Raw genomic sequence first — 19,938 nt, 5'->3', positions numbered from 1 at the left:
GGGCCCGACCGGGTCCGGCAGCCAGAGACAATACGGATCCATATCAGGTGAGTGAACGAGAAATCGACCAGGCGCTCGTCGAGCGCGTGCAAAAGGGCGACAAAGCCGCCTTCGAGCTGTTGGTCGCGAAATATCACCGCAAGATCATCCGCCTCGTATCGCGGCTCGTGCGCGACGCCGCCGAGGTCGAGGATGTGACGCAGGAGGCTTTTATCAAAGCCTACCGTGCCTTGCCGCAGTTTCGCGGCGAGTCGGCGTTCTATACCTGGTTGTATCGTATTGCTGTGAACACGGCGAAGAACCACCTGGCGACGCAAGGGCGCCGTGCCCCGACCTCGACTGAAGCGAACGCTGAAGAAGCGGAAACTTTTGCCGAGGCCGATCAACTAAGGGATATCAACACGCCTGAGTCGATGCTCATGAGCAAGCAGATTGCTCAAACGGTCAATCTGGCGATGGAGGCTTTGCCCGATGAACTTCGAACGGCCATCACCCTGCGGGAAATCGAGGGGTTGAGCTACGAAGAGATCGCCGAAGCCATGGGGTGCCCGATCGGAACGGTCCGTTCGCGAATTTTCCGGGCGCGTGAAGCGATTGCCAGCCGGCTGCGGCCGCTGCTGGACACGCCTGACGGCAAGCGCTGGTGAGCGCGCCGCCGGGAAAGTTATTTTCGTTGGGGGATATCATGGGATCAGCGACGGTGCAAACGCAGCGGGGGCTGCAAGCCGAGCGGATTTCCGCGTTGGTGGACGGGGAATTCGATCCGGACGAACTGGCTGCCCTGCTGGATGAGGCCGACACCTCTGGCCGTCCGCTTTGGGGCGACTACCACCTGATCGGCGACGCGCTGCGTTCCGATGAGTTGACGCTGCCGCGTTCGGAGTCGGCCTTCATGGCGGCCTTCGCGGCACGCCTCGAAGCCGAGCCTCACCTGCTCGCGCCGGCCGCCCTGGCCGACGCTCAGGCCGGTGCCGCCCAGGCGGTGAAGGCCGCGGGATCGCGCGTGACGCGCATCAATCCCTTCCTGCGCGTGCGCCGCGTGCTGCCGACGGCCGCCGCCGCCGCTGCCGTGGCCGCCTTGTCGTGGGTGGTGGTGCCGCGTCTGCAGGATCATCCGGCGAGCGGTGCTCAGCCGCAGGTGCTGGCCCAGGCCGCGGCGCCGACGTCTGCCGGATCCAACGTTACGCGTGTGGCGCTCGCCCAGCAGCCTCAGGCCCCCGTGGCGGCCAACGCGGCCACCAACGATGTGATCGTGCTGCGCGATGCGCGGCTGGATCAGTATCTGGCGGCACACCAGCAATATGCGCCGGCCCCCATCGGCCAGAGCGTTTCCCCTTACATGCGAGCCTCGGCGCAAGCGGACGAATAAATGCAGCGCCTGAGTACCGAATCCTTGCCGCGTGCGCCCCTCGGGCGCACTTTCTTACTGTTCGCGTTCCTGCTGGCGACTACGCTGCAATCGCAGGCATGGGCCCAGGCGTCCGCGCCGTCCGCCGACCCGCTGGTCGAGCGGCGCGAAGTCGCGGCGTGGCTCAACAAGATCCACCGCGCGGCACAGACGCAAAACTACATCGGCACCTTCGTCTATCAGCGTGGTTCGACCATGCGTTCGTCGAAGATCAGCCACTTCGCCGAAAAGGGCAACGAGTACGAAGAGCTTGAGACCCTCGACGGTCGTCAGCGCCGCATTCTTCGTCAGAATGAGGACGTCTACACGCTCATTCCGGAGCAGAAGACCGTCTTCCAGGAAAAGCGCGAGAGCAAGGATTCGTTCCCGGCGCTGCTTGCAACGCCCAACCGCGACGTTCTCGACTATTACGCGCCGAAGCTGCTGCCGAACGAACGGATGGCAGGTTTCGACTGCATGGTGATCGAGCTCACGCCGAAGGACGAATACCGCTTCGGCTATCGTTTGTGGGCCGATCGCAACACCGGCCTGTTGCTGCGCGCCCAGACGATCGATGCTGACGGGCACCTGCTCGAGCAGGCGGCGTTCTCGCAGATCGCCATCGGCGTGCCGAGCGAACGCACGCGCATCGTTCACGCGATTCAGGCCACGCATGGCTGGCATGTCGTCAAGCCACAGATCGTGCCCATACGTCTGTCCGATGCCGGATGGACCATCGATGCCCAAAAGAAGGTGCCGGGTTTCAAGGCCGTTCGCGAAGTGCGCCGCACGATGCGCTCCACGGCTGACGGGAAGCCGTTGGAAGTGCAGCAGGTGGTATATTCCGACGGCATGGCCGGGCTTTCGGTATTCATCGAGCCTGCCACGCGCGAGCGCAAGGAAGGTCATGGCAGCGCCGGTGCGACGAACATTCTCATCAAGCGCCACGGCGATTTCTGGCTGACCTTGCTCGGCGAAGTGCCGCAGGCCACGCTGCAGCAGTTCGCTTCCAGCATCGAGTACAAACAGCCGGCGAAGTGACCGGTTGTCGGGTGGGCCGCCGCCGGTAACGACGCGGCCCGGGCAGCGAGGCGCACAAGAGACGCAATGCCGTGTCAGGCGCCGGGCTGCTCTCAGGAATTCCGAGACTTTCGCGCACTACGATCTTCCAATGAAGAAGACTCTCCTGCTTCGTGTCATCCTTGGCGGCGCCATCGCCGCACAGTTGGCGGGAGTTCCCGCCGCATTCGCCGCTCCGGCTTCGGCGCCGGGCAGCGGATCGACGGCGTCGAACCCCCCGCTCGTCACCAATCTTCCCGATTTCACCCAGCTTGTCGACCGCGTCGGCCCGGCAGTGGTGAACATCCGCACGACCGAGCGCGTAAGTCGTTCCCAACGGGGCTTGCCGCCGGGCATGGACGACGACATGGCCGAACTGTTCCGGCGCTTCTTCGGCGTGCCCATGCCGCAGCCGGGGCCCAAGGGCGGTACGCCCAAGCGTAGCCAGCCACAGCCTGACGAAGAGCAGAACAGCGGCGTGGGGTCGGGCTTCATCATGTCGAGCGACGGGTATATCCTGACCAACGCCCACGTGGTGGACGGCGCGGACAGCATCTACGTCACCCTTACCGACAAGCGCGAGTTCAAGGCGAAGCTCGTGGGCGCGGACAAGCGAACCGACGTCGCCGTGGTGAAGGTCGAAGCGAAAGACCTGCCGACCGTGCCGGTCGGCGATTCGAACAAGCTGCGCGTCGGCGAGTGGGTGGTGGCCATCGGCTCGCCGTTCGGCCTCGAAAATACGGTAACCGCGGGTATCGTGTCTGCCAAGGGGCGCGATACGGGCGATTACCTGCCGTTCATCCAGACCGACGTTGCGGTGAACCCCGGTAACTCCGGCGGTCCGCTCATCAATATGCGCGGCGAAGTGGTGGGCATCAATTCGATGATCTACAGCCAGACCGGCGGCTTCATGGGCATTTCGTTCGCGATTCCGATCGACGAGGTCATGCGCGTGGTCGACCAGCTCAAGAAGACGGGCAAGGTCGTGCGCGGCCGTATCGGCGTGGCGATCAGCGAAGTCAGCAAGGACGTGGCTGATTCGCTCGGTCTGCCGCGTGCGCAAGGCGCACTGGTGCGCAGCATCGAGCCGGGCAGTCCGGCCGAGAAGGCGGGCGTGCAGCCGGGCGACATCATCATGAAGTTCGAGGGACGCCCGGTGGATCATGCCACCGATCTGCCACGCATGGTCGGGGAGACGAAGCCGGGCTCGACCGCCACGCTGCAGGTGCTGCGCAAGGGCAAGAACCAGGATCTGCGTATCACGATCGCCGAGGCCGACGCCGACGCGCCGAAGGCGTCGAAGGCGCAGGGCGGCAGCGCCGATACGCCGCATCCGAACGCGCTGGGTCTGGTCGTCTCGGATCTCACCGACGCGCAGAAGAAGGATCTGAAGCTGCGCGGCGGTGTGGCTGTCGAGCTGGCCGAAGGTCCGGCGGGCCGCGCGGGGTTGCAGCAGGGCGACATCATCCTCCGGGTGGGCGATGCGGACATCACCAGCGCGAAGCAATTCGAGGAAGTGGTCAAGGCGCTCGATCCCAAGCGTCTCGTCCCGATCCTCGTGCGGCGCGGCGATGCCACGCAATTCGTGCCGTTGCGCCCGCGCGCGCAGGGCAAGTAAGGCCGCCGCAGACGCATGAGTGCGCCGGCGTTCACGCTCTACGGTCGCAAGTGGTGTCATCTGTGCGATGACATGCTGGCGGCCCTTGAGGCGTGGCGTCCGGCGCGCGATTTCTCTGTCACGGTCGTCGATGTCGACAGCGACCCGGCGCTCGAAGCGAAGTACGATGAAATCGTGCCGGTGCTTGCGCTCGGCGATCGCGAGTTGTGCCGGTACCGATTCGACGCGGATGCCGTTGCCGCGGTTTTCCCCGCCGAGTGAGGCGGATCCACGCCACGCCGCGAGCGTACTCCACGAACCTCCACGAAACCTTCCCGTCATTACCGGTAAAACGCCGCGAGGCATCCGATTCCGGACGGAACCGGTGCGCTTTCGGCTAAAATGTCGTGTTTGCCGATTCTCTCGAAAGCCGCTGCCGAGCCGAATCCGATGGCACCGACTTTTCTACAGCCCGCCTCATGGACCATATTCGCAATTTTTCGATCATCGCCCACATCGACCACGGGAAATCGACCCTGGCCGATCGCATCATCCAGCTGAGCGGCGGTTTGTCCGATCGTGAAATGGAATCGCGGGTGCTCGACTCGATGGATCTCGAGCGCGAGCGCGGCATCACCATCAAGGCGCAGACCGCCGCGCTTCAGTACAAGGCGCGCGACGGCAAGATCTACAACCTGAATCTCATCGACACGCCCGGACACGTCGACTTCTCGTACGAAGTGAGCCGCTCGCTGTCCGCATGCGAAGGCGCGCTGCTCGTGGTCGACGCATCGCAGGGGGTGGAAGCCCAGACCGTGGCGAACTGCTATACGGCCATCGAACTGGGCGTGGAAGTCGTGCCGGTGCTCAACAAGATCGATCTGCCCTCGGCCGAGCCCGAGAACGCGATCCAGGAGATCGAGGACGTCATCGGTATCGAGGCGACCGACGCCGTGCGCTGCTCGGCAAAGACCGGTTTCGGTGTGGAAGACGTGCTCGAGGCGCTGATCGCCAAGGTGCCGCCGCCCAAGGGCGATGCCAACGCGCCGCTTCAGGCGTTGATCATCGACTCGTGGTTCGACAGCTACGTAGGCGTGGTGATGCTCGTGCGTGTCGTGAACGGCACGCTCAAGCCCAAGGATAAGATTCTTCTGATGGCCACCGGTTCGACCCATCTGGTCGAGCAGGTCGGCGTATTCACCCCGAAGTCGCAGCAACGCACGTCGCTGTCGGCCGGCCAGGTGGGCTTCATCATCTCGGGGATCAAGGAACTGGGCGCCGCGAAGGTGGGCGATACCGTCACGCACGCGTTGACGACCACGACCAAGCCCGCGCCGGAACCGCTGCCGGGCTTCAAGGAAGTCAAGCCGCAGGTGTTCGCAGGCCTGTACCCGGTCGAGGCGAACCAGTACGACGCACTGCGCGAATCGCTCGAGAAGCTCAAGCTCAACGACGCATCGCTGCAATACGAACCGGAAGTGTCGCAGGCGCTGGGCTTCGGCTTCCGCTGCGGCTTCCTCGGCCTGCTGCACATGGAAATCGTGCAGGAACGTCTCGAGCGCGAGTTCGACATGGACCTCATCACCACGGCGCCGACCGTGATCTATGAGGTAACCGAGCGCGACGGCACGGTGGTGTCGGTCGAAAACCCGTCGAAGATGCCGGACCCGGGCCGCATCGAAGAAATTCGCGAGCCCATCGTCACGGTCAATCTGTACATGCCGCAGGAATACGTCGGCCCGGTCGTCACGCTGTGCCAGCAAAAGCGTGGTGTGCAGATCGACATGCAGTATCACGGCCGCCAGGTGCGCCTGATCTATGAAATTCCGATGGCCGAAATCGTGCTCGACTTCTTCGACCGTCTGAAGTCGGTGTCGCGCGGCTATGCCTCGATGGATTACGAATTCAAGGAGTACCGCGCGTCGGACGTGGTCAAGGTTGACATGCTCATCAACAGTGACAAGGTCGATGCGCTGTCGATCATCGTGCACCGTTCGGAGAGCCGTCGCCGTGGTGCGCAGGTGGCGGCGAAGATGCGCGAGATCATTCCGCGCCAGATGTACGATGTTGCGATCCAGGCGGCCATCGGCGCGAATATCATCGCGCGTGAAAATATCAAGGCACTGCGCAAGAACGTGCTGGCGAAGTGCTATGGTGGCGACATCACGCGCAAGAAGAAGCTGCTCGAGAAACAGAAGGAAGGCAAGAAGCGCATGAAGCAGGTGGGGAGCGTTGAAATTCCTCAGGAAGCGTTCCTTGCCATTTTGCAAGTCGAAGACAAATAACGTAGCGACAGGTCCCGCATGAATTTCGCCCTGATTCTTTTGATCCTGGTGCTGGTGACCGGGGTGGCCTGGGTGGCCGACAAGTTGGTGTTTCAACCGGCGCGCCGCCGGGCCGCACAGGAGGCCGTGGCGCAGTTCGATCAGCAGCAGCTCTCGTTGCAGGGTTCCGGCATTCAGGGCTCCGGCATCCAGGAAGGCGGCGCGGTGGCCAGCGCCCGCGCGAAGCTTCGCGACGAGAAGCTGCGCCAGCCGTGGTGGCTCGAGTATTCGGCGAGCTTCTTCCCGGTGATTCTGGCGGTCTTCGTGCTGCGTTCGTTCGTGGTGGAGCCGTTCAAGATTCCGTCGGGGTCCATGATCCCGACGCTGCTCGTGGGAGACTTCATCCTCGTGAACAAGTTCGACTACGGCATTCGCCTGCCGGTGATCAATAAGAAGATCATCGACGTGGGCGAGCCCAAGCGCGGCGACGTGGTCGTGTTCCGCTACCCGAAGGATGAGTCCATGGACTACATCAAGCGTGTGATCGGCGTGCCGGGCGACGTGGTGGCGTACCAGAACAAGAAGCTGACAGTCAACGGCGTGCCGGTGCCGGAAAGCGCCATGCCGGATTATTTCGACGACGAACATATCGCCTACTTCAAGCAGTTCGAAGAGACCGTGGGGGGTGTGAAGCACCGGATCCTGAACGATCCGAACGTGCCGCCGTACATCATGGGCGCCGACGACTTCCCGAACAAGCAGAACTGCCAGTACAACAGCCAGGGCGTGATCTGCAAGGTGCCGCCGGGCAACTATTTCATGATGGGCGACAACCGCGACAACAGTGCGGACAGCCGCTACTGGGGCTTCGTGCCCGAGCAGAACATCGTGGGCCGGGCATTCTTCATCTGGATGAACTTCTCGAATCTCAAGCGCCTCGGCGGGTTCCAGTAAGCCGCTCGCGCGCCCTGGGGAAATCATCCTTCCGAGATGAGGTTTGATTGATGCGGAAATTGGCGTTAATTCGCTAATTTCCGCATTATTGTTTTTTAATTTGACGATAATGACGCAACGGGCAGTGGCAGCGGGGGAGGTGACGTCACGCGCACTTCGGAAATCTCCGATCCATCACGCCCGAGTGAGTCCGAAAAGCCCGTCCGGCGGCGGTTAAGCCCGTCGTTTCTTGGCGACGACGCGCGCCGGGGCGGGAGCGTCGCGCTATACTTGCGCCATGCCTCAATCTCTGAACCAACTGGAAGAACGTCTCCAGTATCGCTTCCACGATGCGGAATTGCTTTGCCAAGCATTGACGCATCGTAGCCACAGTGCCGCCAACAATGAGCGGTTGGAGTTTCTCGGCGATTCCATCCTGAACTGTTCCGTCGCGGCCATTCTGTTCCGTCGCTATGGCAAGCTCGACGAAGGCGACCTCTCGCGTGTGCGCGCCAATCTCGTCAAGCAGCAGTCCCTGTACGAAATTGCACAGACGCTCGGCGTGTCGGATTTCCTGCGTCTGGGCGAAGGTGAGCTCAAGAGCGGTGGATTCCGTCGCCCGTCGATTCTGGCCGATACGCTGGAGGCGCTGTTCGGGGCGATGTATCTCGACGGCGGTTTCGAAGCGGCTTATGCGGTGATCGAGCGTCTTTATACGCCGGTACTGGAGCACGTCGACCCGAAGACCCTCGGCAAGGATGCGAAGACGTTGTTGCAGGAGTATCTGCAAGGTCACAAGATCGCGCTGCCGCAGTACACGGTGATTGCGACGCACGGCGCCGCGCACAACCAGCAGTTCGAGGTGGAGTGCACGGTGCCGAAGCTGGACATCAAGGTGGGCGGATCCGGTGCCAGCCGCCGCGCCGCGGAGCAGGCGGCGGCGAAAAAGGCGTTGGAGGAAGTGCAGAAGATGCCGGCGCTTGCGAAGCCGAAGGCCGAGAAGAGTGCCAAGGCGGCGAAAAAACGCGCCGCGAAGGCCGCAGCCTCCGAGGCCAAGAAAGCGGAAAAGGCGGGGCAAATGAGCGTTGTGGCCTCGGCGGAGATTCGCGAACCGAAGGAAAAGGACGTGAAGGACGGCAGCAGAGAGTCGAAAGACGGCGCCGTCGGCGCGTCCAGCGCGCCCGCCATGACGGCATCGGGCGGCAACGTCGCTTCGCGCACGACGACGTCCGAAAAGGCGGCGGAGCGAACGCCCGAGAAAGCACAGGAAAAGACATCGGAAAAGGCGTCCGACAAGATCGACGCCGCCAAGCAACCCCCGGCAGCCGCCTGAGTCCCATTCAAGGGGAGCGCACCGCGCCAGCCCCTTTCGAGAGAGTTACCCACCATGAACGATAAGACGGATTTTCGCTGCGGGACCGTGGCGATCGTCGGGCGTCCGAACGTCGGCAAATCGACGTTGCTCAACGCCCTCGTCGGTCAGAAGATCAGTATTACGTCGCGCAAGGCGCAGACGACGCGACATCGCATTACCGGCATTTGCACCACGGACGACGCGCAGTACATCTTCGTCGATACACCGGGCTTCCAGACGCGCCATGCAACGGCGCTTAACCGTTCTCTCAATCGTGCCGTGACCTCCACGCTGTCGAGCGTCGATGTCGTGCTGTTCGTCATCGAAGCGGGCAATTTCGGCCCGGACGACGAAAAGGTGCTCAAGCTCCTGCCGGAGACCACGCCGGTGCTGCTGATCGTCAACAAGCTTGATCGGATTGCAGACAAGGCGGAAATGCTGCCTTTCCTGCGCAAGGTGGGAGAGGCGCGCGACTTCCGTGAGATCGTGCCGCTTTCGGCAAAGCGTCCGGACGATATCAAGCGCCTGCTGGGCGTGCTGCGTCCATACCTGCTCGAAGGAGATCCGATCTACGGAGAAGACGATCTCACCGATCGCAGCGAGCGCTTCATGGCCGCCGAAATCCTTCGCGAGAAGGTCTTCCGCTGGACGGGCGACGAACTGCCGTACACGAGCACGGTCATCATCGACAAGTTCGAGCAGGAAGGCAATCTGCGCCGTATCTTTGCCACCATCCTGGTCGATCGCGACAGCCACAAGGCGATGATCATCGGCAACAAGGGGGCCAAGCTCAAACAGATTTCGACCGACGCCCGCCTCGATATGGTGAAGCTCTTCGACGGGCCGGTGTATCTGGAGGTCTGGATCAAGGTCAAGGGCGGCTGGGCCGACAACGAGGCCGGCCTGCGGGCGTATGGCTACGAGTGAACTCGACACGACCCGTGACGATATTGCCGCGCCGGAATCGGTAACGCCGGCTGCGGCGGCCGCGCCGCGCGCATCGCGAAGCGAAGCCGCGACAGGCAGCGCGACCGCGTTGGGCACGCGAGGGCCGCGTCAGTCGCGCAGCGCGCGCACCCGTGCGGTGGACGACGACGCGTCGGAGGCCTTCCAGCAAGCCGAAGCAAACGCCGACACGGCGAAACGCGAGACGAAGCGGGTACGTCGCGTGACGTCGCCCGCGAAGGCGGCCGAACGCGAGCAAAGCCGGGTGACGGAGCAGCCTGGCTTCGTGCTCCACAGCTATCCCTATCGCGAGACCAGCCTGATCATCGATGTGCTCACGCGCGACCATGGCCGGATCGCGCTGGTTGCGAAAGGCGCGAAGCGTCCGCATTCGGCACTGCGCGGTGTGCTCCAGACATTCCAGCCGCTCTCGCTCGCCTGGCTTGGCAAAGGCGAGCTAAGGACATTGACCCGGGCGGAATGGGTCGGCGGCCTGCGGCCGCTCGAGGGCGACGCCTTGCTCTCCGGCTTCTACCTCAATGAATTGCTGGTGAAGTTCTGCGCGCGCGACGACCCGCACGACAAGTTGTTCCAGCACTATCTCACGACCCTGCATCATCTCGCGCACGGCGAGCCGGCGGGCATCATCCTGCGGGCGTTCGAGCGTGTGCTGTTGCGCGAGACCGGCTACGCCGTGGCATTCGATCGTTGCACGCAAACCCGCGGCAAGGTCGTGCCCGAGCGACGCTACGTGTTCCATCCCGACTGGGGCGTGCGGCCGGCGCGCGGCGATGAGCCGTCCGACTGGCCCGTCATCAGCGGGCAGACCTTGCTCGACATGGAGCAGGACGATTACTCGCGGGCGCAGACCGTGCAGCAAAGCAAGCTGCTCATGCGCTTTCTTCTCAACCACCATTTGGGCGGCGTGCCGCTCAATACCCGGCAGATCCTGCTCGACCTGCAAAAACTATGAGCCTCTTCTTCCAAGGCAACCCCATCGATCTGGGGGTCAACATCGATCACGTCGCGACCGTGCGTAATGCGCGCGGCACCTCGTACCCCGATCCGATCAAGGCGGCGTTGCTGGCCGAAGAAGCGGGCGCGGACGTCATCACGCTGCATCTTCGTGAAGACCGTCGTCACATTCGCGATGACGACGTGACGAACCTGCGCGACAAGCTGATGACGCGTATGAACCTCGAGTGCGCCGTGACGGAAGAAATGCTGGCGATCGCGTGCCGCGTGAAGCCGCATGACGTCTGCCTCGTGCCGGAGCGTCGCCAGGAACTGACGACCGAGGGTGGGCTCGATGTCGTCGGCCTCTATGATCGGGTGGCCGCGGCCACGCAGCAGCTTGCCGATGCGGGCAGTCGCGTGTCGTTGTTCATTGACCCGGACGAGGCGCCGATTCGCGCCGCCGCCCGCATGGGGGCGCCCGTGGTCGAGCTGCATACCGGGCGATATGCCGAAGCCCACGACGAAGCCACGCGCGAGGCGGAGTTTGCGCGTATTGAGCGTGCCGTGGCGCTGGGTCTGTCGCTGGGCCTTCGCGTGAACGCGGGGCACGGGTTGCACTATGAAAATGTGCAGCCGATCGCCGCGATCGAGGGCATTTCCGAGCTGAACATCGGCCATGCGATCGTGGCCCACGCTATTTTTGTCGGCTGGGAAAACGCCGTTCGCGAGATGAAGGCCATCATGGTCGCCAGCCGTATCGCGGCGCGCGGCTGAACCGCGGTAACACGGCCCACGACTGCCCATGAGCGAATCCACTCCGCCGTCCCCGGTGCCCCCACCGTCGTCCCAGGCGCCGACCCCGTCGCCATCTCAGTCGCAGCCCCAGTCGCCGACGCCGGTATCGACGCCGGCGGCCCCGCTGGCCACGACGCTCTACGGCGTTGGCACCGACATTCTTCAGATCAGCCGCGTGATCGGCGTGATGGAGCGCACCCGTGGGCGTTTCGCCGAGCGCGTGCTGGGTCCGGAGGAACTCAAGGTGTATCACGCGCGTCGGAATCGCTCCGAAGCGCGCGGGCTGGCCTATCTGTGTACCCGTTTCGCGGCGAAGGAAGCCGTGTCGAAGGCCATCGGGCTCGGCATGCGCTCGCCCATGACGTGGCGTGCCGTGCAAACGCTCAATGCGCCGTCCGGCAAGCCCGTGGTGGTCGCGTCGGGCGCCTTGGTGCAGTGGCTGGCCGAGCGCCAGTTGACGATCGAAATCTCGATCACGGACGAGAAGGAATATGCGGTCGCATTCGCGATCGCGTCACGTAACTTAGGCAACATTGGCAATATTGCATCGGAGAATACGCAATGACGAAGCGCAGGCCGGGCCCGGTGATGCTGGACGTCGTCGGGCTGACCCTCAGTGAGGACGACATCCGCCGCATCGATCACCCGCTGACCGGGGGTGTCATCCTGTTTGCCCGCAATTTCGATGACCGCGCGCAATTGTGTTCGCTCACGAAGCAGATTCGTGAGGTGCGCGACGACATCCTGATCGCGGTGGACCACGAGGGCGGACGCGTGCAGCGCTTTCGTACCGACGGCTTCACGCATCTGCCCGCGATGGGCAAGTTGGGCAAGCTCTGGCACGAGGACGTGTTCACGGCCACGCGTGCGGCGACGGCGGTGGGCTACGTGCTGGCGTCCGAACTGCGTGCCTGCGACATCGATCTGAGCTTCACGCCGGTGCTGGACCTGGACTATGGCACGTCGACGGTCATCGGCGATCGCGCGTTCGACGCCGACCCGCGCGTGGTGGCCATGCTGGCCAAGAGTCTGAATCACGGCCTGCTGCTCGCCGGCATGGCGAACTGCGGCAAGCACTTCCCGGGGCATGGTTTTGTCGCGGCCGATTCGCACCACGAGATTCCGGTCGACGAGCGCTCGCTCGACGAAATCCTGTCCGTCGACGCGCAGCCGTACGACTGGCTCGGCATGTCGCTCTCGGCGGTCATGCCGGCGCATGTGATCTACCCGCAGGTCGATCCGAATCCCGCGGGCTTTTCGTCGAAGTGGCTCAAGGACATCCTGCGCGGGCGATACGGCTTCGATGGCGTGATCTTCAGCGATGATCTGTCGATGCAGGGCGCCAGCGCGGCAGGCGACGTCGTGAGCGCCGCGCATGCGGCGATGTCGGCCGGTTGCGACATGGTGCTCATCTGCAATAGCCCGGAGAAGGCCGATCGCCTGCTGCGCGAGATGAAGTCGACGCCCGATCCGGTGTCGCAACGTCGCATCAAGCATTTGAAGGGTCGCGGCAAGGCGCACGGCTGGGAGAAGATGCAGACCCAGCCGGAGTACCAGGCGGCGAAGCGCCTCATCGCGCAGACGTTCGGCGCATAAGCCGATTGGGTGACCGGGCGGAGGGCCGAGCGCCGGACGCCCTGGTCGCCAACCGCGGCGCGCAAACAAAAAGCGCTCGATCCCGGAGGGACGAGCGCTTTTTTCGTTACGTGACGCCCGCGTTGCCCGAGGGCGCGGCGGCGGTCCGCTAACGCTTAGACGCGGCTGCGATACGAGTCGTCGCGCGTGTCGATTTCGATCTTGTCGCCGGTGTTGACGAACAGCGGCACCTGGATTTCCAGCAGATCGTTGATCTTGGCATTCTTCAGCACGCGGCCCGACGACGTGTCGCCCTTGACGGCCGGTTCGGTGTATTCGACAGTGCGCACGAGCGACGTCGGGAGCTCGACCGAGATGGCCTTGTCGTTGTAGAACACGACTTCGCAGGGCATACCGTCTTCCAGGTACTTGATGGCGTTGTCCATGTTCTCGGCTTCGACTTCGTACTGGTTGTAGTCGGCGTCCATGAACACGTACATCGGGTCGGCGAAGTACGAGTAGGTCACTTCCTTCTTGTCGAGCACGACGACGTCGAACTTGTCGTCGGCCTTGTACGCGAATTCGCCGCGGCCTTCGCTCAGCAGCTTCTTGTACTTCATCTTGACGACGCTGGAGTTACGGCCCGACTTGACGTATTCGGTCTTGAGCACGACATTGGGCTCGCCGTCGATCATGACGACGTTGCCGACGCGGAGTTCTTGAGCGGTTTTCATAAAAACGAGATCCTGTGACGAAATAAGCGATTTGCCGCTTGTTGAGCGCTTCCATACGCTCATTCGCCGCTTGATTCCCGCATCCGCCCGGAACGATCCGGGACAGCGGTTCAGCAGCAAAGCGTTGAAAAACCAGCTATTTTACCTGATTTTCCGCAAAGCTTGCCAGTTGTCGCGCGAGGTCGGGGAGCGTCGCCTGCGCGTCGGCCCACACCCGCGCGTATCGCTGCAATTCGGGCAGGGCGGCGGCCAGCGCCGGCCAGTCCGGCGCCGTGCTGGCGTAACCGTTCCAGAGATGCCAGAAGGTGCGCAGCGCCTCACAGGCGCCGTGGCTCAATGGCGCTGCATTGGTGTCGGCACCGGCCTTGCGAACGGCCCAGTCGCTCAGATAGCGGGCGAGGAAGGCGTCCAGCTTTTCATGGTGGGCGTTTTCGCTCTGCGGATAAATGTGCCAGACGAACGGTTTGGCCGCCCATTGCGCCCGTACGAACGAATCTTCCCCGCGCACGAAATTCAGGTCGCAGGCCCACAGCAACGTGTCGAATTCGGACTGCGGAACGAACGGCAGCCCAAGGACCGTCAGCGCGCCGCGCGACGCCGACTCGCGTGGGGCAAGGGCGTCGCGGCCGAACCAGGCGCCCACGGCAGGCGCGATGCGCCCTTGCGGGACGAGGCAGACGATCGGCGTCGTGCTGCTGGCCCATTGGTCGAGCAGCGCCGGCAGCGCGGCGTTTTCGTAGGCGAAGAGCGAAATCACGAGGGCTTCTCGCGGCGCCTCGGCGAGTCCGGGCAGGCGTTGCCACCACGCGTCCTGCAACTCGCGCGACGCAAGGAAGGCGTCTCGGCGCGAAAGCAGTTCGCGTTCGCGTGCGAGGCCGCCCGTTCGCTCGGTGAAGCCGGGGAAAAAGAACGTCTTGAGGAGCCCCAGTTGTGGGTGCACCGATTTCTGCAGATGGCAGCCTTCCACCCAGTCTTCCGCACTGAGATAGTCGAGATTGATCCAGACCGGCGCATTGCCGGCCAGCTTGCGCGCATGCATTGCCTGGACGTAAGTCTCGGGAATTCGGCAGGCGAACGCCTCGATGACGATATCGCCTGGCGCATCGTCGCCGGTGACCGGGCCGAAGTCGGCATCCCAACGCCTCACGTCAACGCCGTCGCACCGCTGAGCGGCGCGCGAGGCATCGATGTCCGGACGCAGGTGGCGGAAACTTGCGAGGTCGTCGACCCACAGCCGCACCGACCAGCCATGCTCCCGCACGAGTTGCCGGGCGAGTCGCCAGCACACGCCGATGTCGCCGAAATTGTCGACGACGGTGCAGAACAGATCGCAGCGGGGCACCAGGGGAAAGGCGTTCGCAGCGCGGGAGGGGGTGGACAGGGACATTGAGAAGCGGCAACGCGGATTGGTCTAAACTTCTGATTTTAGTCCCTGTGACGCGTGACGTTCGCCATCGGCGCCAAGTCGTCAGCGCGGCACTCGCAGTGAAGCCCCGACCGCCAGAGTCCATGACAGAAGACGCCAACGACGTCGTCCCTCCGCGCAAGTCCCGCAAGGCGAACGCCGCCACGGCGACGGATACCGCGCAACCGCCGGCCCCTTCGGCACAGACGGCGAACGACGCGCCGCAGTTCGATGCCCGCAAGGTGCTCGCGCAGTTGCCCAATCTGCCGGGCGTCTACCGCTACTACGATGCGGCGGGCAACGTGCTGTACGTCGGCAAGGCGCGCAATCTCAAGAAGCGCGTGTCGAGCTACTTCAACAAGACGCAGCTCTCGCCGCGCATCGCGTTGATGGTCGCGCGCATCGCGAAACTCGAGACGACCGTCACGCGATCGGAAACCGAGGCGCTGCTGCTCGAGAACAACCTGATCAAGGCGCTGCATCCGCGATACAACATCCTGTTCCGCGACGACAAGTCATATCCGTTTCTGAAGCTCACGCAGCACAAGTACCCGCGCATGGCGTATTACCGGGGATCGGTGGATCGTCGCGGGCAGTACTTCGGACCGTTCCCGAGCGCGTGGGCCGTGCGCGAGAGCATCCAGATCCTCCAGAAGGTTTTCCAGTTGCGGACTTGCGAGGACTCGGTCTTTTCGAATCGCACGCGGCCGTGCCTGCTGCATCAGATCGAGCGATGCAGCGCGCCGTGCGTCGGTGCGATTCAGGACGAGGATTATGCGCGCGATGTAAAAAATGCAGCAGCGTTTCTCTCCGGGCGCCAGAACGAAGTGCTGGGCGCGTTGGAGAGCAAGATGATGGCGTACGCCGAGGCGCTTCAGTTCGAGCAGGCGGCGGTCGTGCGCAATCAGATGCAGGCGCTCTCCGGTGTGCTTCAGCAGCAGTCGGTGGAGACTGCGGGCGACGTCGATGCCGACATTCTCGCCGTCGCCTATGCGGGCGGCCGCGCGTGCGTGAATCTCGCCATGGTCCGGGGCGGGCGTCACCTGGGCGACAAGGCGTACTTCCCGGCGCATGTGGAGCGTGGCGTCGAGGGCGGCATTGCCGACGAGTTCGACGAGGACGCGGCCGTTCCGTCGCCGGCTACCGGTGATGCGTTGCACGAGGCCGGAACCGATGGCGACATCGCGGGCGACATGCCGTCGGATACGCCGTCGGCGTCGCTGGAGTCGAGGTTGCTGGAGGCGTTCGTCGCGCAGCACTATCTGGGCCAGTCCGTGCCGCCCGTGCTGATCGTGAGTCACGCACTGCCGGGCGACGAGTTGCTTGCCGCGTTGTCGGAGCAGGCCGGCCGCCGTATCGCGATGGTGCGGCAACCGCAGGGTCAGCGCCGGGCGTGGCTCGACATGGCGTTGCAGGGGGCGCAACTGGCGCTGACACGGTTGTTGACGGAGCAGGGCAGCCAGCAGGCGCGCACGCGCGAGCTGGTGCAGACGATCGGGCTCGACATCGACGACCCGGCGCTCCTGCGGGTGGAATGCTTCGACATCAGCCACACGCAGGGCGAAGCGACGCAGGCGTCGTGCGTGGTGTTCCATCATCACAAGATGCAGACGAGCGAATACCGTCGCTACAACATCACCGGCATTACGCCGGGCGACGATTACGCGGCGATGCGTCAGGTGCTCACTCGCCGGTACGGCCGCTTGATGGAAGCGGCTGCCACGACCGTGAGCGACGCGGCGGACCCGTCGTCCGTGGCGGCCGATGTCGCGCGTGCCGAGGCCGGCACGCAGGTGATGCCCGACAGCGCCGCTGCGTCGCTGGGCGATGCGACCCGGTTGAATGGCGAGGCGGGAATGCCGGCTGCATCGGACGCGTCGGACGTGGAGGCCAATCTGCCGCAACTGGTGCTGATCGACGGCGGCAAGGGGCAGGTCGAAGTGGCGCGACAGGTATTCGTCGAGCTGGGCATCGACATCGGACGCCTCGTGGGGGTGGCCAAGGGCGAGGGCCGCAAGGTGGGCCTCGAGACGCTGATTTTCGCCGACGGGCGCGCCCCGCTGGAGCTTGGGCGCGAGAGCGCCGTGCTGATGCTGATCGCGCAGATTCGCGACGAGGCGCACCGTTTTGCCATCACCGGCATGCGGGCCAAGCGTGCGAAGGCGCGCCAGACGTCGCGGCTCGAAGAGATCGAGGGTATCGGCGCGAAGCGCCGTCAGCGGTTGCTGATGCGATTCGGCGGGCTGCAAGGTGTGGCTTCGGCGAGCGTCGACGAACTGGCGAGCGTGGAGGGCATCTCGACAACGTTGGCCGAGCAGATTTACCGTCAGTTGCACTGACTGGCCTGATGCTGCGCGAGCCGGCGAGTCGGGGCGGTGAGTCGGGCCATGGGGCGGGCCATGATTCGGGGCATGAATCGGGCTGTGAATCAGGCCGCGAATCCGGCCTTGAATCCGGCTGCTGAGTCGAACCGTTTAGTGTGACCGCCGCTTCACCTCGGCGACGCCCGCTGCCCACTGCCACCGACGTTAGGTTCCGGTCCGGGGCCCGGTGGCGTCTCAGGTGTCGCCATGGAACAGCAGCCGCATGACGGTCTCGTTGTCGACGGTTTCGCCGGAGAGCGTGCGTGCGAGCAGTTCGCCGCCGACTACGGGCGGCGCGAAGATCATGTCCGGCTGCACGCGCTTGAGCTTGCTCAGATGCTTGCTGTCATTGACCGACGCGATGGTGCGCACCGAAGGTGCGATTTCCTTGGCGGCGAGCACGATGAAGGCATTTTCGGAGTCGTCGGCCCGCAGCGCGAGCATGGCTTTCGCGTGTTCGATGCCGGCATGCGTCAGCACGTTGTTGTCGCTGGCGTCGCCATGCATCACGTCGGCGTCTTCCGGGTACGGGTTGTCGGAGCCGTTGGCGACGATGACTGTCACGGGCCAGCCGCGCTTGGTCAGTTCGTGGTGGACGTTGACGGCGAGCGGCGACGTACCGGCCACGATGAAGTGGTTCTTTCTGATCACGTGAGTGAATCTCCCCGCGAGAATTTTCTTGAGATTGCCGCCGACGAGCGGGCCGATCACGACCGTCAACGAGGTTGCGAACACGCTGATGCCGAACAGGATGACGGATGCGGTGAACAATCGCGCGTCGGTCGTATGCGGCACGATGTCGCCGTAGCCTACCGTGGTCATCGTCACGATGGCGAAGTAGAACGCTGTGGCGAGATCGGTGACGGGGGGCTGGAATTCACGGCCGAGGTACATCGTGCCGAAGGTCGAGTAGACGAGCAGGGCAAACACGGCCACGAGAGTGTAGAGCGTGGCGGCGGCGAAACTGGCGCGGTCGAATTCGCGCCAGTACCAAAGCAGCAGCGCGAAGCAGGCGATCGAGAGAACGAACGTGAGATCGAAGCGGATGTCCAGGTGGAAGTTGATCGCGGCGGCGAGCGTAAGCATCACGAGCGTGAAGGCCCAGGCGGTGCGTGCGCGAATGGCGAGTCCGCAGGCGAGGGCAATGAGCGCCAGGCCGACGAGCGCTCGCGGCAGATGCGAGAAGTCGATGCGCTCGATGGCGTTCAGGCCGAACAGCAACCGGGGCAGGCGGGTGGCTTCGATGCGCTCTAGCGCCGACATGTCGCCGCGTACGAAGAGGTCGATGAGCAGGGTGCCGGGCACGCGCAGCAGCACGGAGGCGACGAGCAGCAGGCCGTCGATCCCGACGAGCGCCGCGATGAGGACGTGCGGCGACAGCAGCAGTCGTCGCGGGGCGGACAGGGGCCAGGGCAGTTTCACGAGATCGGCGCTATTGGCGGGTGGTTGCGAGCAAGATAGGGGCACACCGGCGCACATGTCAACAGGCGCGCGGGCGCTCCGGCCTTGTCGCTGCGGGGCATACACGGCACAATGCGGGTCTGGTACGGCTGCCGAGTGCGCCGTGTGTCGACTGCTGTGTGCCGAACTCATGCTGCCATGCCTTTCAACGTCCCCATCTTCCTGACCTGGCTTCGGATCGTGCTGATCCCGCTGGTGGTCGGCGTCTACTATTTGCCGACGACGTGGCTGTCGTCGGTCGAGATGAACTGGGTGGCGTGCGCCATCTTCGTGCTGGCGGCGTTGACCGATTGGTTCGACGGGTTTCTGGCGCGGCGCTGGAACCAGACATCGGCCTTCGGGGCGTTCCTGGACCCGGTGGCGGACAAGCTGATGGTGGCGGCGGCGCTGCTGATGCTGTTGCAGATGGGGCGGATCAATGCGTTGGTGGCGTTGATCATCATTGGTCGCGAGATCACGATTTCGGCGTTGCGCGAATGGATGGCGCAGATTGGCGCGTCCCGCAGCGTGGCGGTGCACCAGTTGGGCAAGATCAAGACGGCGGCGCAGATGGTGGCGATTCCGTTGTTACTGTTCAACGGTGTGCTGGCCTGGGGCGGGTTGCGTTTCGACACGCGGTTTTGGGGCACGTGGTTGATTTACGTGGCGGCGGTTCTCACGTTGTGGTCGATGCTGTATTATCTGCGCCGCGCGTGGCCGCAGATTCGTGAGCGTGGTGGCGTCAAGATGTGAGCGCAAGTCTCTGAAGATGCGGGATTTGCGCGGTGTGGGAGAAAAATCTTCACAAATTTTCGGTGCAGGTGCTTGACACTGAATCGCGGTTTGGACATAATCTCCTTCTCGCTGCTACGGCACTAGCCCGGCAGCGAAGTTTTAAGAAGTGGTTGGATTGGTAGTACGCATGACAATGCGGGAGTAGCTCAGTTGGTAGAGCGCAACCTTGCCAAGGTTGAGGTCGCGAGTTCGAGACTCGTCTCCCGCTCCAGTTTTCACGCTGGACATTGAGTGAGTGAATCCTTGGTGTTCGGTGTCATGCGGGAGTAGCTCAGTTGGTAGAGCGCAACCTTGCCAAGGTTGAGGTCGCGAGTTCGAGACTCGTCTCCCGCTCC

The 19,938-nt window shown here is 63.8% G+C and carries 18 protein-coding genes and 2 tRNA genes; 17 read left to right on the top strand and 3 right to left on the bottom strand.

Translation table 11 applies throughout. The features are described 5' to 3' along the window. Positions 1-47 precede the first annotated feature (47 nt). The 13 genes from rpoE (at position 48) to nagZ (ending at position 12,887) form a co-directional block, all read left to right on the top strand. Positions 48-647, top strand: a complete 600-nt coding sequence (gene rpoE / locus PMO31116_RS08265) for an RNA polymerase sigma factor RpoE (RefSeq protein ID WP_023872206.1) — start codon at positions 48-50, stop codon at positions 645-647. A 38-nt stretch (positions 648-685) separates the two neighbouring features. Continuing rightward, on the top strand, positions 686-1,369 hold the full coding sequence (locus PMO31116_RS08260; protein WP_150566312.1) for a sigma-E factor negative regulatory protein: 684 nt from the start codon (positions 686-688) through the stop codon (positions 1,367-1,369). Further along, the gene (locus tag PMO31116_RS08255) at positions 1,370-2,428 is read left to right on the top strand and encodes a MucB/RseB C-terminal domain-containing protein (protein ID WP_150566311.1); all 1,059 of its coding nucleotides are present in this window, start codon (positions 1,370-1,372) and stop codon (positions 2,426-2,428) included. Positions 2,429-2,558: 130 nt separating this feature from the next. Next, positions 2,559-4,064: a DegQ family serine endoprotease gene (locus PMO31116_RS08250; protein WP_150566310.1), complete on the top strand. Its 1,506-nt coding sequence runs from the start codon at positions 2,559-2,561 to the stop codon at positions 4,062-4,064. 15 nt (positions 4,065-4,079) lie between these two features. Further along, entirely contained in the window at positions 4,080-4,325 is a 246-nt protein-coding gene (locus PMO31116_RS08245) for a glutaredoxin family protein (protein ID WP_150566309.1), read from the top strand. A gap of 197 nt (positions 4,326-4,522) precedes the next feature. Next, the gene (lepA, locus tag PMO31116_RS08240) at positions 4,523-6,328 is read left to right on the top strand and encodes a translation elongation factor 4 (protein ID WP_150566308.1); all 1,806 of its coding nucleotides are present in this window, start codon (positions 4,523-4,525) and stop codon (positions 6,326-6,328) included. 18 nt (positions 6,329-6,346) lie between these two features. Further along, on the top strand, positions 6,347-7,261 hold the full coding sequence (lepB, locus tag PMO31116_RS08235; RefSeq protein ID WP_150566307.1) for a signal peptidase I: 915 nt from the start codon (positions 6,347-6,349) through the stop codon (positions 7,259-7,261). A gap of 277 nt (positions 7,262-7,538) precedes the next feature. Then, positions 7,539-8,573 carry a ribonuclease III gene (gene rnc, locus PMO31116_RS08230; protein WP_150566306.1) on the top strand — a complete coding sequence of 345 codons (1,035 nt, stop codon included), beginning with the start codon at positions 7,539-7,541 and terminating at the stop codon, positions 8,571-8,573. A gap of 54 nt (positions 8,574-8,627) precedes the next feature. Continuing rightward, positions 8,628-9,521, top strand: a complete 894-nt coding sequence (gene era, locus PMO31116_RS08225) for a GTPase Era (RefSeq protein ID WP_023594424.1) — start codon at positions 8,628-8,630, stop codon at positions 9,519-9,521. After that, positions 9,508-10,512: a DNA repair protein RecO gene (recO, locus tag PMO31116_RS08220; RefSeq protein WP_246185202.1), complete on the top strand. Its 1,005-nt coding sequence runs from the start codon at positions 9,508-9,510 to the stop codon at positions 10,510-10,512. Before era ends, recO begins: the two co-directional genes overlap by 14 nt. Beyond that, complete coding sequence (gene pdxJ / locus PMO31116_RS08215) at positions 10,509-11,270, top strand: pyridoxine 5'-phosphate synthase (protein WP_150566305.1); 762 nt, start codon at positions 10,509-10,511, stop codon at positions 11,268-11,270. The genes recO and pdxJ overlap by 4 nt, the downstream gene beginning before the upstream one ends. 145 nt (positions 11,271-11,415) lie before the next feature. Continuing rightward, positions 11,416-11,856, top strand: a complete 441-nt coding sequence (gene acpS / locus PMO31116_RS08210; protein WP_024788601.1) for a holo-ACP synthase — start codon at positions 11,416-11,418, stop codon at positions 11,854-11,856. After that, positions 11,853-12,887 (top strand): beta-N-acetylhexosaminidase, encoded by a 1,035-nt coding sequence (gene nagZ, locus PMO31116_RS08205; RefSeq protein ID WP_150566303.1) that lies wholly within the window; start codon positions 11,853-11,855, stop codon positions 12,885-12,887. The genes acpS and nagZ overlap by 4 nt, the downstream gene beginning before the upstream one ends. A gap of 155 nt (positions 12,888-13,042) precedes the next feature. Here the strand turns inward: nagZ and efp are convergent, their stop codons facing one another. After that, positions 13,043-13,600: an elongation factor P gene (gene efp / locus PMO31116_RS08200; protein WP_023594429.1), complete on the bottom strand. Its 558-nt coding sequence runs from the start codon at positions 13,598-13,600 to the stop codon at positions 13,043-13,045. A gap of 136 nt (positions 13,601-13,736) precedes the next feature. After that, positions 13,737-14,987, bottom strand: a complete 1,251-nt coding sequence (earP, locus tag PMO31116_RS08195; RefSeq protein WP_150566302.1) for an elongation factor P maturation arginine rhamnosyltransferase EarP — start codon at positions 14,985-14,987, stop codon at positions 13,737-13,739. A gap of 122 nt (positions 14,988-15,109) precedes the next feature. Between earP and uvrC the strand changes: the two genes are divergently transcribed. Then, entirely contained in the window at positions 15,110-17,344 is a 2,235-nt protein-coding gene (gene uvrC / locus PMO31116_RS08190) for an excinuclease ABC subunit UvrC (RefSeq protein ID WP_246185201.1), read from the top strand. A gap of 219 nt (positions 17,345-17,563) precedes the next feature. Here uvrC and kch read toward each other — a convergent pair whose 3' ends face one another. Beyond that, a complete protein-coding gene (gene kch / locus PMO31116_RS08185) occupies positions 17,564-18,790 on the bottom strand; it encodes a voltage-gated potassium channel protein (protein ID WP_246185200.1) in 1,227 nt (408 codons plus the stop codon). A 177-nt stretch (positions 18,791-18,967) separates the two neighbouring features. Between kch and pgsA the strand changes: the two genes are divergently transcribed. From pgsA to PMO31116_RS08170, 3 genes are all read left to right on the top strand, one after another. Then, a complete protein-coding gene (gene pgsA / locus PMO31116_RS08180) occupies positions 18,968-19,561 on the top strand; it encodes a CDP-diacylglycerol--glycerol-3-phosphate 3-phosphatidyltransferase (RefSeq protein ID WP_023594433.1) in 594 nt (197 codons plus the stop codon). A 177-nt stretch (positions 19,562-19,738) separates the two neighbouring features. Further along, positions 19,739-19,814, top strand: a tRNA-Gly gene (locus PMO31116_RS08175). A gap of 49 nt (positions 19,815-19,863) precedes the next feature. Next, positions 19,864-19,936, top strand: a tRNA-Gly gene (locus PMO31116_RS08170). Positions 19,937-19,938: the final 2 nt, after the last annotated feature.

Source organism: Pandoraea morbifera, from assembly GCF_902459575.1.
GTDB classification, from domain to species: Bacteria; Pseudomonadota; Gammaproteobacteria; order Burkholderiales; family Burkholderiaceae; genus Pandoraea; species Pandoraea morbifera.
The sequence above is the reverse complement of the archived record's forward strand: the minus strand, read 5'-3'. Positions and strand labels throughout refer to the sequence as shown.

What these genes read in the sequence shown, in the direction of transcription:
- PMO31116_RS08250 (WP_150566310.1), top strand. Translation starts at nt 2,559, where the DNA reads ATGAAGAAGACTCTCCTGCTTCGTGTCATCCTTGGCGGCGCCATCGCC.
- PMO31116_RS08260 (WP_150566312.1), top strand. Translation starts at nt 686, where the DNA reads ATGGGATCAGCGACGGTGCAAACGCAGCGGGGGCTGCAAGCCGAGCGG.
- lepB (WP_150566307.1), top strand. Translation starts at nt 6,347, where the DNA reads ATGAATTTCGCCCTGATTCTTTTGATCCTGGTGCTGGTGACCGGGGTG.
- PMO31116_RS08255 (WP_150566311.1), top strand. Translation starts at nt 1,370, where the DNA reads ATGCAGCGCCTGAGTACCGAATCCTTGCCGCGTGCGCCCCTCGGGCGC.
- earP (WP_150566302.1), bottom strand. Translation starts at nt 14,987, where the DNA reads ATGTCCCTGTCCACCCCCTCCCGCGCTGCGAACGCCTTTCCCCTGGTG.
- nagZ (WP_150566303.1), top strand. Translation starts at nt 11,853, where the DNA reads ATGACGAAGCGCAGGCCGGGCCCGGTGATGCTGGACGTCGTCGGGCTG.
- PMO31116_RS08245 (WP_150566309.1), top strand. Translation starts at nt 4,080, where the DNA reads ATGAGTGCGCCGGCGTTCACGCTCTACGGTCGCAAGTGGTGTCATCTG.
- pgsA (WP_023594433.1), top strand. Translation starts at nt 18,968, where the DNA reads ATGCCTTTCAACGTCCCCATCTTCCTGACCTGGCTTCGGATCGTGCTG.
- era (WP_023594424.1), top strand. Translation starts at nt 8,628, where the DNA reads ATGAACGATAAGACGGATTTTCGCTGCGGGACCGTGGCGATCGTCGGG.
- efp (WP_023594429.1), bottom strand. Translation starts at nt 13,600, where the DNA reads ATGAAAACCGCTCAAGAACTCCGCGTCGGCAACGTCGTCATGATCGAC.
- rnc (WP_150566306.1), top strand. Translation starts at nt 7,539, where the DNA reads ATGCCTCAATCTCTGAACCAACTGGAAGAACGTCTCCAGTATCGCTTC.
- pdxJ (WP_150566305.1), top strand. Translation starts at nt 10,509, where the DNA reads ATGAGCCTCTTCTTCCAAGGCAACCCCATCGATCTGGGGGTCAACATC.
- recO (WP_246185202.1), top strand. Translation starts at nt 9,508, where the DNA reads ATGGCTACGAGTGAACTCGACACGACCCGTGACGATATTGCCGCGCCG.
- uvrC (WP_246185201.1), top strand. Translation starts at nt 15,110, where the DNA reads ATGACAGAAGACGCCAACGACGTCGTCCCTCCGCGCAAGTCCCGCAAG.
- lepA (WP_150566308.1), top strand. Translation starts at nt 4,523, where the DNA reads ATGGACCATATTCGCAATTTTTCGATCATCGCCCACATCGACCACGGG.